General features: G+C 65.7%; 1 pseudogene. It reads left to right on the top strand.

Annotated features, from left to right (window positions below):
- A pseudogene (locus EXE44_RS17700) lies at window positions 1-662 on the top strand (bifunctional metallophosphatase/5'-nucleotidase); the annotation flags it as partial.

The raw sequence follows: 662 nt of genomic DNA, 5'->3' as shown, positions 1-662 counted from the left end.
GTCACGGCCGACTCTAAGTTCCCCTGGCTGGCGACGAACCTCGTGGACAGCGAGACCGGCGAGGCCTTCGACGGGACGAAGTCGAATCACATCGTTGAGCGCGGCGGCGTCAGGGTCGGTATCATCGGACTCGCCGACAAGGGCGCGACGACCGGCAAGACGAACATCGACTTCGAGGCAGAGGGAATCACCATCGAGGACTACACCGAGACCGGTCCGGCCGAGGCGAAGCGACTCAGAGAGGAGGAGGGCGTCGATGTCGTCGTCGCGCTCGCGCACACGGGCGTCCCCGACGCTGAGGCGCTCGCCGAGGCCGACACCGACGACGACATCGACGTCCTCGTGGTCGGGGACGACGAAATCGTGTACCGGCCCACGGAACAGAGCGGGACGATCGTCTCGGAGGCGGAGGCACGGGCGAACTACCTCAGCGAGATCGAGCTGACGGTCGAAGACGGGTCGGTGACCTCGTGGGAGGGGGATCTACTCGAGGTCACGGACGACATCGAGAAGGACCCCGACGCCTCGCGGATCATCAACGAGTACCGCGCGGAGGTGAGCCTCGACTCGCCGGTCGTGGAATCGGCGGTGCCACTCGACGCCACGTTCTCCTCGAACTACCACCGCGAGACCAACTACGGCAACCTGATCACCGACGCGAT

The sequence above is a fragment of the Halorubrum sp. SS7 genome (assembly GCF_005435055.1).
GTDB lineage: Archaea > Halobacteriota > Halobacteria > Halobacteriales > Haloferacaceae > Halorubrum > Halorubrum salinarum.
Note: the sequence above shows the minus strand (reverse complement) of the source record. Positions and strands in the feature narration are given on the sequence as shown.